This window comes from Pseudomonas sp. B40(2017) (assembly GCF_002112855.1).
In the GTDB taxonomy this organism is placed as follows: domain Bacteria; phylum Pseudomonadota; class Gammaproteobacteria; order Pseudomonadales; family Pseudomonadaceae; genus Aquipseudomonas; species Aquipseudomonas pharyngis.
In genome coordinates, this window is record NZ_NEIT01000007.1 from 449,111 (window position 1) to 462,610 (window position 13,500).

The window sequence follows — 13,500 nt, forward strand, 5'->3', positions numbered from 1 at the left end:
TTGAAAATCACTCGCGTAACCGTCACTCCGATTGCCTTCCGTGATCCGCCGCTGCTCAACGCCAGTGGCATCCACGAACCGTTCGCCCTGCGCTCGATCATCGAGATCGAAAGCGACAACGGCTACATCGGCCTCGGCGAAAGCTATGGCGATGCCCCGGCGCTGGCGATCCAGCAACAGTTGCAGTCGCAGTTGATCGGCCTCGATCCGTTCAATCTCAATCAGTTGCGTCGGATCGTCCAAGCGACGGTCGCTGCCAACAAACCGGCCAGTCTGGCCGGTGCTGAACTCGCCCCTGGTTCCCATGCCAGTAAAGCGGTGAGCAACGCGTATTCGGCGTTTGAAGTGGCGTTCCTCGATTTGCAGGCCCGCTACTTGAATGTGCCGCTGGTGGATCTGCTGGGCGGTGCGGTGCGCGATGAAGTACCGTTCAGCGCCTATCTGTTTTTCAAGTACGCGCAACACGTCGATTCACCGTACAAGCCGGACAACTGGGGTGAGGCGCTGAACGAGCTGCAGATCGTCGCCCAGGCCGCGCGGATGATCGAGGCGTACGGTTTCAAGAGCATCAAGCTCAAGGCCGGCACGCTGCCGCCGGAGCACGAAGTGGCGTGCATCAAGGCGCTGAAAAAGGCCTTTCCCGGTTATCCGCTGCGCATCGATCCCAACGGCAACTGGTCGCTGGAAACCTCGATCCGCATGGCCGAGTTGCTGGGCGATGATCTGCAGTATTACGAAGACCCGACCCCGGGCCTCGACGGCATGGCCGAGCTGCACAACCGCACCGGGCTGCCGCTGGCGACGAACATGGTGGTCACCGATTTTGATGAGTTCCGCCGCAGCGTTGCGCTGAACAGCGTGCAGATTGTCCTCGCCGATCACCATTACTGGGGCGGTCTGCGCGACACCCAGACCCTGGCGAAAATGTGCGACACCTTCGGCCTCGGCGTGTCGATGCATTCCAACTCACACCTGGGCATAAGCCTTATGGCCATGGCGCACGTGGCGGCGGCTGTACCGAATCTGGACTACGCCTGCGACACCCATTACCCGTGGCAGGAACCGGATGAAGAAGTGATCAAGGGCGGCAAGCTGCCGATTGTCGATGGCTGCGTGAAGGTTACTCGTGCACCGGGCCTCGGGCTGGAGTTGGATCACGATCAACTGGGCAAGCTGCATGACCAGTACCTGACCTGCGGCATTCGCCAGCGCGATGATGTGCGACAGATGCAGCGCTACAAGCCGGACTGGAAAGCAGTTAAGCCGCGGTTCTGAGTTCACGGGTCTGGCGCCATCGCGAGCAGGCTCGCTCCCACATTGGAGTATTGATCTCTGTGGGAGCGAGCCTGCTCGCGATGGCAATTGATCTGGCGATCTAGAGATTCAGAGCGTGCGCATCAACCAGTCGCGAAACGCCTTCAGCGACGCCAGCGACTCATTGCGCGCCGGGTACACCAGGTAATAGCTGCGCCGGCTGCTGATCGGTTCGCCCAGTTGCAGCAACTCGCCGTTGTGCAGCTCATCCTCCACCAGAATCCTCGGTACCAGGCCGATGCCGATGTTGGCGCGCACGGCCTGAATCAAGTGCGAGGTCATCTCGAAACTCGGGCCAATGCGCATACTGCGATGGGGCAGGGCGTGATGGCTGAACCACTCGGACCAGGCCTGGGCGTTGCTGCTGACGTTGAGCAGCAGTTGCCCGGCGATATCCTTGTCGGCCGCTAGACGTTCGGCATCGGTCAGCTGCGCACTGGCGATCACAACCAGTTCCTCGGTGTGCAGACGGTGGGCTGTCAGCCCCGGCCAGTCACCGCCGCCGACACAAATCGCTGCGTCGATTTCGCTGGTGTCGAAGTCGATGGTTTCGATGCGTGAATGCAGGTGCACAGTCATGCCGGGGTGGGCAGTGTAGAAATCCTTCAAGCGTGGCAGCAGCCATTTCGAGCCGAAGGTCGGCAAGGTCGCCAGGCGCAGGCTGTGGATTCCCGAACCAAACGCCATGGCCTGCAACGTCGCGCTGCGGATCTGGCCGAGGGCTTCGGACAGTTCGCGCTGATACATGCGCCCGACGTCAGTGAGGATCACCCGCCGACCTTCGCGGCTGAACAGGCGCATGCCGAGCATCTTTTCCAGGATCTGCACCTGACGGCTGACCGCACTCTGGGTCAGCGACAGTTCGTGGGCGGCGCGGGTGTAGCTTTCATGGCGTGCGGCGGCTTCAAACGCCAGCAGCAACGACATCGAGGGAGTAAGGGTTCGCGGATTCATTCGTTTTAGTCATGGATTGCGGGTCGATTTTACGGTTGTCCCGGCATCGCTCTGCAATGAACATAAGGCCTATGAGATGGCGGGAGCGTGACGCAATCATTCCTTGCGCACAACTGTTCACCGCCACACGGCCCGTTTTTGACCGAGATTGCACTTCCGATGATTGCTCAGCTGTCGCCTTCCACCACGTTGAACACCGACTACCAACAGTTTCTCAAAGCCCTTGAAACCAGCGGTTTTCGCGGCGAAATCAGTGCCGACTACGCCAGCCGCGTGGTGCTGGCCACCGACAACTCGATCTATCAACGCTTGCCGCAGGCGGCGGTATTCCCGCGTGACGCCGACGACGTGGCGCTGCTGGCACGCCTGATCGCCGAACCGGCCTACCAGAAAGTGGTGATCACCCCTCGCGGTGGCGGCACGGGCACCAACGGCCAGTCATTGACCGACGGTATCGTCGTCGACCTGTCGCGGCACATGAACCGCATTCTCGAAATCAACGTTGAAAAGCGTTGGGTAAGGGTGCAGGCCGGCGTAGTGAAGGATCAACTGAACGCCGCCCTGAAATCCGCCGGGCTGTTTTTCGCCCCGGAACTGTCGACCTCCAACCGCGCTACGGTCGGCGGCATGATCAACACCGACGCCAGCGGCCAGGGCAGTTGCACCTACGGCAAGACCCGCGACCACGTGCTGGAACTGCACATGGTCCTGCGCGGTGGTGAGCGCTTGCACGGTCGCCCGCTGGAAGAAAGCGAACTGGCGGCGGAATGCGCCCGCGAGGGTCGGGCCGGCGAGGTGTATCGCTGCGCGCGGCAGATCATCGATGAGCAGGGCGAGCTGATCCGGGAAACCTTCCCCGACCTCAACCGCTGCCTGACCGGCTACGACCTGGCGCACCTGCGCGAGGCCGACAATCGTTTCAACCTCAACAGCGTGCTGTGCGGCGCTGAAGGTTCGCTGGGATTTGTGGTCGAGGCCAAACTCAATGTGTTGCCGATTCCCAAGCACACGATGCTGGTGAACATTCGCTACGCCGGCTTCATGGATGCCTTGCGCGATGCCCGGGCGCTGATGGCGCTCAAGCCGCTGTCGATTGAAACCGTCGACTCCAAAGTGCTGTTGCTGGCGATGCAGGACATCGTCTGGCATGGCGTCGCCGAGTACTTTCCGGAAAGCGCCGAGCGGCCGACGCTGGGGATCAACCTGGTGGAGTTCTGCGGCGACGATCCCGAGGAGCTGCAACGCCGGGTCGAAGCCTTCGTCCAGCACTTGGGCAACGACGCCACGGTCGAGCGCCTGGGGCATACGCTGGCCGTCGGGCATGCGGCGGTGAATCGCGTCTACGGCATGCGCAAACGCGCGGTGGGCCTGCTCGGCAACGTCGCCGGTGAAGCGCGGCCACAGCCGTTTGTCGAAGACACCGCCGTGCCGCCACAGCACCTGGCCGAGTACATCGCCGAACTGCGCGACCTGCTCGACAGCCACCAATTGCAGTACGGCATGTTTGGTCACGTCGATGCCGGCGTGCTGCACGTACGGCCGATTCTCGACATGAAAGACCCACAGCAAGCCGCACTGGTGCGTCCCGTTTCGGACGGCGTCGCCGCGCTGACCCAGCGTTACGGCGGCCTGCTGTGGGGCGAACACGGCAAGGGCCTGCGCTCGGAATATGCGCCGGCCTTCTTCGGCGACTTGTACCCGGCGCTGCAGGCCCTGAAGGCAGCGTTCGATCCGTTCAACCAGTTCAATCCGGGCAAGATCGCCACGCCGAATATTCCCGGCGCGGCATTGCTGAAGATCGATGAAGTGACCCTGCGCGGCGAACTTGACCGGCAGATCGACGAGAAAGTCTGGCAGGACTACGGCGCAGCGATGCACTGCAACGGCAACGGCGCCTGCTACAACTTCGATCCCGACGACGCCATGTGCCCGTCGTGGAAAGCCACCCGCCAGCGTGCGCAATCGCCCAAGGGCCGCGCTTCGCTGATTCGCGAATGGCTGCGATTGCAGGGCGAGGCGGGGGTCGACGTGTTGGCCGACGCCAGTCGCCGTCCGCCGTTTTTCAGCACGTTGCTGCAGCGCTGGCGCAACAGCCGTGCGCAGGAACAGGACTTCTCCCACGAGGTGTACGACGCCATGGCCGGCTGCCTGGCGTGCAAGTCCTGCGCGGGGCAGTGCCCGGTGAAGGTCAACGTGCCGGACTTCCGCTCGCGTTTTCTTGAGCTGTATCACACCCGTTATCTGCGGCCGGCGCGGGATTATCTGATTGCTTCGCTGGAGTACACGATTCCGTACATGGCGCGGATTCCGTTTCTCTATAACGGCTTGATGGGTGCCTCGTTCAGCCGGCGCTTGATCGAGCGTCTTGGCGGCATGGTCGATGTGCCATTGCTCAGCCGTTTCGATTTCCACGCGGCGATGCGTCGCTGGCAGGTTCAGCCGGCATCGGTCGAGGTGTTGTCGGCGCTGACTGCAGCCCAGCGCGAACGCAGCGTGGTGCTGGTGCAGGACGCCTTCACCCGGTATTTCGAGGCGCCGTTGCTGGCGGATCTGATCGAGCTGATTTCGCGTCTCGGCTATCAGGTCTACCTGGCACCGTTCAGTGCCAACGGCAAGCCGTTGCATGTGCAGGGCTTCCTGTCGGCGTTCAACCGCGCGGCGTTGCGCAATGTCGGGCAATTGCGCGCGCTGGCCGAGATCGGTGTGCCGTTGGTAGGGCTCGACCCGGCCATGACCCTGGTCTATCGCCAGGAATATCTGAAAGTCCCGGGAATGGAGCAATGCCCGGAGGTGGCGCTGGTGCAGGAGTGGCTGCTCAAGATCATGCCGGAGCAAGTCGGAACGCGCCGCGACGAAACCTTCCGCCTGCTGGCGCACTGCACCGAAAAAACCAACGCTCCGGCCGCCACTCGGCAATGGGAGCAGGTGTTCGAGCGTGTTGGCCTGAAGCTGGCGACCCAGGCCACCGGTTGCTGTGGCATGTCCGGCACTTACGGACACGAAGCACGCAATCGCGAAACCTCGGCAGTGATCTACGAGCAATCCTGGGCGAAGCAGATCGAGGCGCCGGTGGAGAAGGGCGAGGCGCTGGCCACCGGGTATTCCTGCCGCAGCCAGGTCAAGCGCCAGGCCGATCGACAGTTGCGTCATCCGTTGCAGGTCGTGCTGGAAACCCTGCGCACCGCGTGATCGCTGTTTGAGAACCGCTAGCGATTGGATCGGTTTTTCATGTTATAAGGTAACGCAAATTTTACGGCCGCTTTCGGGCGGCTGCATCGATCAACCTTTCGATTGCGATACTTCCATGACGATTGCGGTTCCCCGTTCTGCCCCCTCGGCGACTGGCCGGTTGCTGTCCATTGATGCGCTGCGTGGCCTGGTGATTCTGTTCATGTTGCTGGACCACGTGCGCGAAACCTTTCTGCTGCATCGTCAGGTCACCGACCCGATGGACATCGCCAGCACGGAACCGGCGCTGTTCTTCAGTCGCACCCTGGCGCATCTGTGCGCGCCGGTGTTCGTGCTGCTGACCGGGTTGTCGGCGTGGCTGTTCGGGGAAAAGTACGACGGCAAGGCTGACGTCAGTGCTTTTCTGTTCAAGCGCGGTTTGTTTCTGGTGGCGCTCGAATTCACCCTGGTGAATTTTGCCTGGACGTTCCAGCTGCCACCGACTGTGATCTACCTGCAAGTGATCTGGGCGATCGGCCTGAGCATGATCGCGCTGTCGCTGCTGGTCTGGCTGCCACGCTGGCTGTTGTTGACGCTGAGCCTGGCGATCATCGCCGGGCACAATCTGCTCGACGGACTGCACTTCGCAGCGGAGTCGGCGCTGCACATACCGTGGGCGATCCTGCATGACCGGGGCTGGATCGAGGCGGGCGAGACCTTGCGTCTGCGCACCTCGTACCCGTTGTTGCCGTGGATCGGCGTGATCGGGTTGGGTTACGCGCTGGGGCCGTGGTTCGCTCGTGCGGCCGATGCCGGGGTGCGTCAGCGCCGTTTGTTGATCGGTGGCATCGCCGGGCTGCTGGGGTTCGTGGCCCTGCGGCTGGTCAACGGTTACGGCGAGAAACCCTGGGCCTTCGGTGACAGCGGTGTGCAAACCCTGATGAGTTTTTTCAACATCACCAAATACCCGCCGTCGCTGTTGTTCATCACATTGACGGTGAGTGTCGGACTGTTGCTGTTGCTGGTGTTCGAACGCGCACAGGATCGACGCTGGATTCGCTGGCTGACGGTGTTCGGTTCGGCACCGATGTTTTTTTACCTGCTGCACCTGTATGCGCTGAAGGTGCTGTACCTGATTGGCGTGGCGCTGTTCGGGCTTAATCAGGGCACGTATTTCGGTTTCTCGTCGGTGACGGCGGTGTGGCTGGCGGCGATGGTGCTGGCGGTCGCGTTGTTCCCGGCCGTGCGCTGGTTTTCGGCATTGAAGGCCCGGCGTCGCGACATCGCCTGGTTGAAGTATCTGTAAAACGGCTCAGCCCGTTTTGCCATCGCGGGCATGGCGGGCGAAGTCGATAAACGCCTTGAGCGGCGCCGGCACATGGCGCCGGCTCGGGTAATACAGGTGCAGACCCGGATAGTACGGGCACCAGTCCGCCAAGACCTGCACCAGACGCCCGGCCGCGAGGTGCTCGCTGACCATGTCTTCGAACACATAGGCCAGTCCCAGACCTTGCAACGCCGGGCCGACCATCAGGCTGACATCGCCCAGGGTCAGCGGGCCGTTGACTTCGATTTCCTGATCGATGCCACCGCGTTCGAATTCCCAGCGATACAGCGCGCCGCTGGGAAAGCGGTGACGGATGCAGGGCAGGGTGTGCAGATCCTCCGGTTTTTGCGGCGCGGCGTGCCGTTCCAGAAACGCCGGTGAAGCGACCACCACCGAGCGCAAGGTCGGGCCGATCGGCAGCGACACCATGTCCGCCTCCAGCCGATTGCCGAACCGCACCCCGGCATCAAAACCGGCGGCGACGATATCCAGCAGCGCATCGCTTTCGACCACTTCCAGGCGGATATCCGGATAGGCCTGAAGGAACGCCCCGGCAATCGGTAGCAGGACCAGTTCGCAGGCCTGGCGCCCCGCAGTGATGCGCAGGTTGCCGGAAGGTTTGTCGCGAAAGTGATTGAGGTCTTCGAGCGCGTCGTCGATGTCGCGAAACGCCGGTTTCAGCCGCGCATATAACCGCTCGCCCGCTTCGGTCAGCGCCACACTGCGAGTGGTGCGATTGAACAGACGCACGCCCAGGCGATTTTCCAGAGCGCGCAACGAATGACTCAGCGCCGACGGTGTCAGGCCCAGATCCACCGCTGCACGGCTGAAATTCAGGTGCTGGGCGATGCAAAGAAAGATCGACAGATCCGCCGTGGACGGGTTTTTCATTTGTGAACACCTTTCACAAAGTCATGCAAATTTGCTGGGATTATCACATCAGTAGCACGGCTTTAAAGTCGACTCAACTCATCAAGAAGGCCCGGCAATCTCGCCAGGGTCACCGACAGGAGGAGTTGATATGCGTACCTGGCTGATTACCGGAGCTTCCCGTGGTTTTGGCATCCTTATCGCCGAACAGGCCCTGCGTGCCGGTGACGCGGTGATTGCCACCGCCCGCAACCCGCAAGACATCACCGACCGCCTCGGCGATCACCCGAACCTGCTGGCGGTGCGGCTGGACGTCACCCGCGAAGAAGAAGCCCACCAAGCGGTGGCACAGGGCATCAAGCGCTTCGGCCGCATCGACGTGCTGATCAACAATGCCGGCTTTGGCGTGTTGGGCGCCGTCGAAGAAACCAGCGCCAGCGAAACCGAGCGCCTGTTCGCCACCAACGTGTTCGGCTTGCTCAACGTCACCCGCGCCGTGCTGCCACACATGCGCGCCCAGCGCAGCGGACGGGTCATCAACATCTCGTCGATTGGCGGTTATCAGGCCTACGTGGGCTGGGGTGTCTACGGCTCGACCAAGTTCGCAGTGGAAGGCATCAGCGAAGCGCTGCATCAGGAACTGGCGCCGCTGGGCATTCATGCCACGGTGGTCGAACCGGGCTTCTTCCGCACCGACTTCCTGGACGAGCAATCGCTGATCAAGACCGCGCTGGTGCTGCCGGACTACGACGAAACCGTTGGCAAGATGCGCACGTTTGCCGAAGCGGCCAACCATGCGCAACCGGGCGATCCGCTGAAGTTTGCTGAAGCGATGCTGGCGCTGGTCAACGCACCGAACCCGCCGCAGCGGCTGGCGCTGGGCAGCGACACGGTTGCACGGATCGAAGCGAAGAATCGTTTGGTGGCGCAGGAATTGGCCGAGTGGAATGAGCTGGCGCTGTCCACGGATTTCAAGGACTGAAACAAGACCTGTGGGAGCGGGCTTGCCCGCGAAGGCGGAGTGTCAGGCACCTTAAACGGAGACTGACTCTCCCTCTTCGCGGGCAAGCCCGCTCCCACAGGGTTTATCGGATCGACCGGATCAACGGCGATCCAGCCATATCGTCTGCGCATTGCAGAACTCGCGCACGCCGAAGTGCGACAGCTCGCGGCCGAAACCGCTTTTCTTCACGCCGCCGAAGGTCACGCGCGGGTCGCTGGCGGAGTAGCCGTTGATGAACACGCCGCCGGTTTCCAGTTCGCTGGTCAGTTGCTGGGCCAGGGCGACGTTGGCGGTGTAGATCGTGGCGGTCAGGCCGAACTCGCTGTCGTTGGCCAGGGCCACGGCGTGAGCGCAATCCCGAGCGGTGATGATCGAGGCCACCGGGCCGAACAGTTCCTGCTTGAACGAAGTCATGCGGTCGGTGACGTCGGCCAGTACGGTCGGCTCGTAGTAGTTGCCCGAACCCTCTACTTTGCCGCCGCCGAGCAGCAGGGTGGCGCCTTCTTCGAGGGTGTCGCGCACTTGTTGATCGAGTTCGTCACGCAGGTCGAAACGGGCCATCGGGCCGATGTAGTTGTCGGCGGACAATGGATCGCCCATCTTCAACTGGCGGGTGGCTTCGACGAATTTGCGGGTGAATTCTTCGACCACGCCTTCTTCGATGATCAGGCGTTTGGCGGCGGCGCAAACTTGCCCTGAGTTCTGGTAACGACCGATCACCGCCGCTTGCACGGCTTCGTCGATGTCGGCGTCGTTGAGCACGATAAACGGATCGGAACCGCCCAGTTCCAGTACACATTTCTTCAGCGCGGCACCGGCCTGTGCACCGATGGCCATGCCGGCGCGGACGCTGCCGGTCAGCGTTACGGCGGCAATGCGCGAATCGGCAATGGCGGTCGAAACGCCTTCCGGGGTGACGTTGATCACTTCGAACACGCCATCGGCAAAACCGGCGCGGGTGAAGGCGTCGCGCAACAGATAGGCGCTGCCCATCACGTTCGGCGCATGCTTGAGCACGTAGGTGTTGCCGGCGATCAGCGCCGGGACGGCGCCGCGCAGCACTTGCCAGATCGGGAAGTTCCACGGCATCACGGCGAGAATCGGGCCGAGCGGACGGTACTCGATGCGCGCCTTGCCGCCTTCGACCAGCGTCGCTTCGGCGTTGAGCATGGCCGGGCCGTGTTCGGCGTACCACTCGCAGAGCTTGGCGCATTTCTCGATTTCGCCACGGGCCTGGGCGATCGGCTTGCCCATTTCCCGGGTGATCATGGTCGCCATGGCTTCGCTGCTGTCCCGCAGGGCGCCGGCCAGCGCGGTCAGGGCGAGGGAGCGATCCTGCAGCGGTTTGCGTTTCCACTTGTTGAAGCCGAACGCCGCGCGGGTCAGCGCAGCATCGAGGGCTTCGGCGGATTCGAAAGCGTAGTGACCGATCTGCTCGCCCGTGGCGGGGTTGATCGAGATGGCGTGGGTCTGGCTGGAAATCGGGCTCATGGCATCGTCCTGCGAGGTCAGTGGATGCGCTCAGAGTAGGGTGGCGTTTGGTTTCTGGAAACTGAATAATAAAGAGCGTTTCTTTCACGATTGGAGAATGACTGTGGATCTGGTGCAACTGGAAATCTTCAAGGCCGTTGCCGAGCACGGCAGCATCAGTGCGGCGGCGGCGCAGATCCATCGCGTGCCGTCGAACCTGACAACGCGCATCAAGCAGTTGGAGGAGGACCTGGGCGTCGACCTATTCATCCGTGAGAAAAGCCGCTTGCGCCTGTCGCCGGCGGGCTGGAGTTTTCTCGAGTACGCGCGGCGCATCCTCGACCTGGTACAGGAAGCCCGCGCCACGGTGGCCGGCGAGGAACCGCAAGGCGCTTTCCCACTGGGGTCGCTGGAAAGTACGGCGGCGGTGCGGATTCCCGGTTTGCTGGCGACCTACAACCAGCAACATCCGAAGGTCGATCTGGACCTGTCGACCGGTCCGTCCGGGACGATGATCGACGGTGTGCTCTCCGGTCGCCTGGCGGCTGCGTTCGTCGACGGCCCGGTCTTGCACCCGGCGCTGGAAGGCATCCCGGCGTTCGAAGAAGAGATGGTCATCATCTCGCCGCTCCATCACGGGCCGATCCATCGCGCTGCGGACGTGAACGGCGAGAACATCTATGCCTTCCGCTCGAACTGCTCCTATCGCCATCACTTCGAAAAATGGTTCAGCACCGACGCTGCGGTGCCCGGCAAGATCTTCGAAATGGAGTCCTATCACGGCATGCTCGCCTGCGTCAGTGCGGGTGCCGGCCTGGCTTTGATGCCGCGCAGCATGCTGCAAAGCATGCCCGGCTGCGCGACGGTCAGCGTATGGCCGCTGGCGGCAGATTTCCGCTATCTGACGACGTGGCTGGTGTGGCGCCGGGGCACGGTGTCCCGCAGTCTGAGTATGTTTGTGCGTTTGCTGGAGGAGCGCGGTGTGGTGCGTGCAGAAGAGAATTGACGCTCTGGGTTCGGGTCTTCTCCATGAAGACCTGCTCATTTGATTGAAAAGCGTGCCCGGTTCGGTGATTCGCCGAACCGGGCATTTTTCATTGGCCGTCGATGCTGCGGGGCAGGTCGAGTGGATTGGCGTCGCGCAACACCTCCGGCAACAACGCATCCGGAAAGCCCTGATACGCCACCGGTCGCAAAAAACGCTCGATCGAGGTCATGCCGACCGAGGTGAAGCGGCTGTCCGAGGTGGCCGGGAACGGCCCGCCATGTACGGTGGCGAAAGTCACTTCCTGCGGGTGGGCGAAGGCGTTGACCACGATGCGTCCGGTGCGTCGTTCGAGGATCGGCAGCAGGCATCGAGCCAGATCCAGATCGCGGTCTTCAAGGTGAATGGCTGCGCTCAGTTGGCCCTTGAACGAGCGGGCAACTGCCAGCAGTTCTTCCTCATCGCTGACCGTCACCAGCAGTGCAGCCGGGCCGAACACTTCATGGGCCAGTGCGGTTTCGTTGAGAAAGTGCTGGCCACCGACTTCCAGCAACGCCGAGCGGCCCTCAAACTGGCCATCCGACGGCGCGCCGACCGCCACCAGATTCGCCCCCGCGCTTTCCATTGCCACCAGCCCTTTGACGTATGAACCGTGAATCCCCGGCGTCAGCATCGTACGCGCCGACGCTTCGTTGACTCGCTTGATCATGGCGCTACGCAGCGCTTGCAGACCTTCGCCCTCGACCGCGATCAGGATCGATGGACACAGGCAGGCTTGGCCGACATTCACCAGCATCCGCTCGACAAAGCCATCGCCGATCTCACTGCCACGCGCGGCCAGCGCGGCGGGCAAAATGAAGGTCGGGTTGACGCTGGTCATTTCGGTAAACACCGGGATCGGATCAGGCCGCAATTGAGCGCGGCGATAAAGCGCCATGCCGCCCACCTCTGAACCGGTGAAGGTCACCGCTTTAATCAAAGGATGATCGACCAGCGCTTCACCGATGGCGTTACCACCACCGCGCACCATGGAGAAAACGCCTTCATGCAAGCCATGCGACTGCACCGCTTTGCGGATGGCGCGCGCCTGAATTTCCGATGTACCGGGATGCGCGTTATGTGCCTTGAGAATCACCGTCGCCCCGGCCGCGAGTGCCGACGCAGTGTCGCCGCCGGCCACCGAATAGGAGATCGGAAAATTGCTCGCACCGAAGATTGCCACCGGGCCGATGGCGACTTTCTGCAGGCGATGATCCATTCGGGGTCGCGGCTGACGCTCCGGCTGTGCCGGGTCGATTGCCAGCTGCAGGAAGCGCCCCTTGCGCACCACCTCGGCGAACTGGCGAAACTGGGTCGCAGCTTTGGTGGCTTCGCCTTCCAGTTGAGCCTGAGGCAGACCGGTTTCCAGGGCAGCGCGGGCGGCCAGTTCCTCACGGACGGCGTCGAGGTTGTCGGCGATGCTTTCGAGAAACGCCGCACGTTCTGCCAGCGAGGTGTGGCTGTAGGTGTCGAATGCCGCGTCGGCGAGGGTAGCCGCCTGATCGACCTGGGCCGTACCACCGAAGGCGAATTCCGGCTCGATCAGCGTGTTGGTTGCCGGATTCAGCGCCTTCATCGTGCCCTCGGTAGCGGGGACGTCAGCGGCGCCGATCAGCAGGTGGCCAGTCAGACTCATTTCGCTTCACCTTGCGACTGAAGAGTGGCGATCAGTTCGTCCGTGGTGGTGATGACATGAGCGAAGGTCGGGCCGTTGAGTTCGTGGGCGGCGTGCATCATTTCCTCTTTGAACGCGGCGGTCGCATCGCGCACCAGCGTGACGTGATAGCCGAGTTCCGATGCATAGCGCGCGGTGGCTTCGATGCAGGTGTTGGCCAGCAGGCCGACGATGATCACGTGGGTGATGCCTTGCTGTTTCAGGCGAAAATCCAGGTCGGTGTTGGCGAAACCGCTGGAGCCCCAGTGTTCCTGAACCACGATGTCGCCGTCCTTCGGTGCGAAATCCGGGTGCCATTCACCGCCCCATTCGCCGCGTGCAAAGTGGTGCATGTGCATGATCTTTTGTTGGGTAGGGGTTGGGTGATCCCAGTTCTCGTAGTCGCCTTTGACCCAGCGATGATGCGGTACGATGACCACCGGAATCGGCAGGGCCCGCACGGCGTGATCGAGTTTGCGCAGGTTGTCGAGCAGGCCGTTCTGCTCGGCGATCGGTTTGAGCAGCGGAAAGATCTTGCCGCCCTCGGAGAGAAAATCGTTGTACGGATCGACCAGCAGGTAGGCGGTTCTGTCGAGCGGATAAAGAGGTTTCGACATGACGATGTACTCCGGCAATGAGAGTGATCGATGCTCAGGGCTTGTTCCCGCATCGTGTTGATATGATAATCATAGTAACTGTGTAAGAGGCAAGCCCTG

10 protein-coding genes are annotated in these 13,500 nt (G+C 62.2%); 5 read left to right on the top strand and 5 right to left on the bottom strand.

Annotated features, from left to right (window positions below; all coding sequences use genetic code 11):
- Positions 1-1,275, top strand: a complete 1,275-nt coding sequence (locus CAF76_RS22160; RefSeq protein WP_085648400.1) for a glucarate dehydratase family protein — start codon at positions 1-3, stop codon at positions 1,273-1,275.
- A gap of 108 nt (positions 1,276-1,383) precedes the next feature.
- On the opposite strand, the gene CAF76_RS22165 is transcribed toward CAF76_RS22160, so the two are convergent.
- The gene (locus tag CAF76_RS22165; RefSeq protein WP_039766958.1) at positions 1,384-2,268 is read right to left on the bottom strand and encodes a LysR substrate-binding domain-containing protein; all 885 of its coding nucleotides are present in this window, start codon (positions 2,266-2,268) and stop codon (positions 1,384-1,386) included.
- Between the two features lie 159 nt (positions 2,269-2,427).
- On the opposite strand from CAF76_RS22165, the gene CAF76_RS22170 reads away from it, so the two are divergent.
- On the top strand, positions 2,428-5,457 hold the full coding sequence (locus CAF76_RS22170) for an FAD-binding and (Fe-S)-binding domain-containing protein (RefSeq protein WP_085648401.1): 3,030 nt from the start codon (positions 2,428-2,430) through the stop codon (positions 5,455-5,457).
- Positions 5,458-5,572: 115 nt separating this feature from the next.
- Complete coding sequence (locus CAF76_RS22175) at positions 5,573-6,742, top strand: DUF1624 domain-containing protein (protein ID WP_085648402.1); 1,170 nt, start codon at positions 5,573-5,575, stop codon at positions 6,740-6,742.
- Positions 6,743-6,748: 6 nt separating this feature from the next.
- On the opposite strand, the gene CAF76_RS22180 is transcribed toward CAF76_RS22175, so the two are convergent.
- Entirely contained in the window at positions 6,749-7,654 is a 906-nt protein-coding gene (locus CAF76_RS22180; protein ID WP_085648403.1) for a LysR family transcriptional regulator, read from the bottom strand.
- Positions 7,655-7,784: 130 nt separating this feature from the next.
- On the opposite strand from CAF76_RS22180, the gene CAF76_RS22185 reads away from it, so the two are divergent.
- Positions 7,785-8,615 carry an oxidoreductase gene (locus CAF76_RS22185; RefSeq protein ID WP_085648404.1) on the top strand — a complete coding sequence of 277 codons (831 nt, stop codon included), beginning with the start codon at positions 7,785-7,787 and terminating at the stop codon, positions 8,613-8,615.
- A gap of 120 nt (positions 8,616-8,735) precedes the next feature.
- Here the strand turns inward: CAF76_RS22185 and CAF76_RS22190 are convergent, their stop codons facing one another.
- Entirely contained in the window at positions 8,736-10,127 is a 1,392-nt protein-coding gene (locus tag CAF76_RS22190; RefSeq protein WP_085648405.1) for an aldehyde dehydrogenase family protein, read from the bottom strand.
- Between the two features lie 103 nt (positions 10,128-10,230).
- On the opposite strand from CAF76_RS22190, the gene CAF76_RS22195 reads away from it, so the two are divergent.
- A complete protein-coding gene (locus CAF76_RS22195; protein ID WP_085648466.1) occupies positions 10,231-11,112 on the top strand; it encodes a LysR family transcriptional regulator in 882 nt (293 codons plus the stop codon).
- 88 nt (positions 11,113-11,200) lie between these two features.
- On the opposite strand, the gene CAF76_RS22200 is transcribed toward CAF76_RS22195, so the two are convergent.
- Both CAF76_RS22200 and CAF76_RS22205 read right to left on the bottom strand, forming a co-directional pair.
- A complete protein-coding gene (locus tag CAF76_RS22200; RefSeq protein ID WP_085648406.1) occupies positions 11,201-12,766 on the bottom strand; it encodes an aldehyde dehydrogenase (NADP(+)) in 1,566 nt (521 codons plus the stop codon).
- Positions 12,763-13,401 (bottom strand): isochorismatase family cysteine hydrolase, encoded by a 639-nt coding sequence (locus CAF76_RS22205; RefSeq protein WP_085648407.1) that lies wholly within the window; start codon positions 13,399-13,401, stop codon positions 12,763-12,765. The genes CAF76_RS22200 and CAF76_RS22205 overlap by 4 nt, the downstream gene beginning before the upstream one ends.
- Positions 13,402-13,500 lie beyond the last annotated feature (99 nt).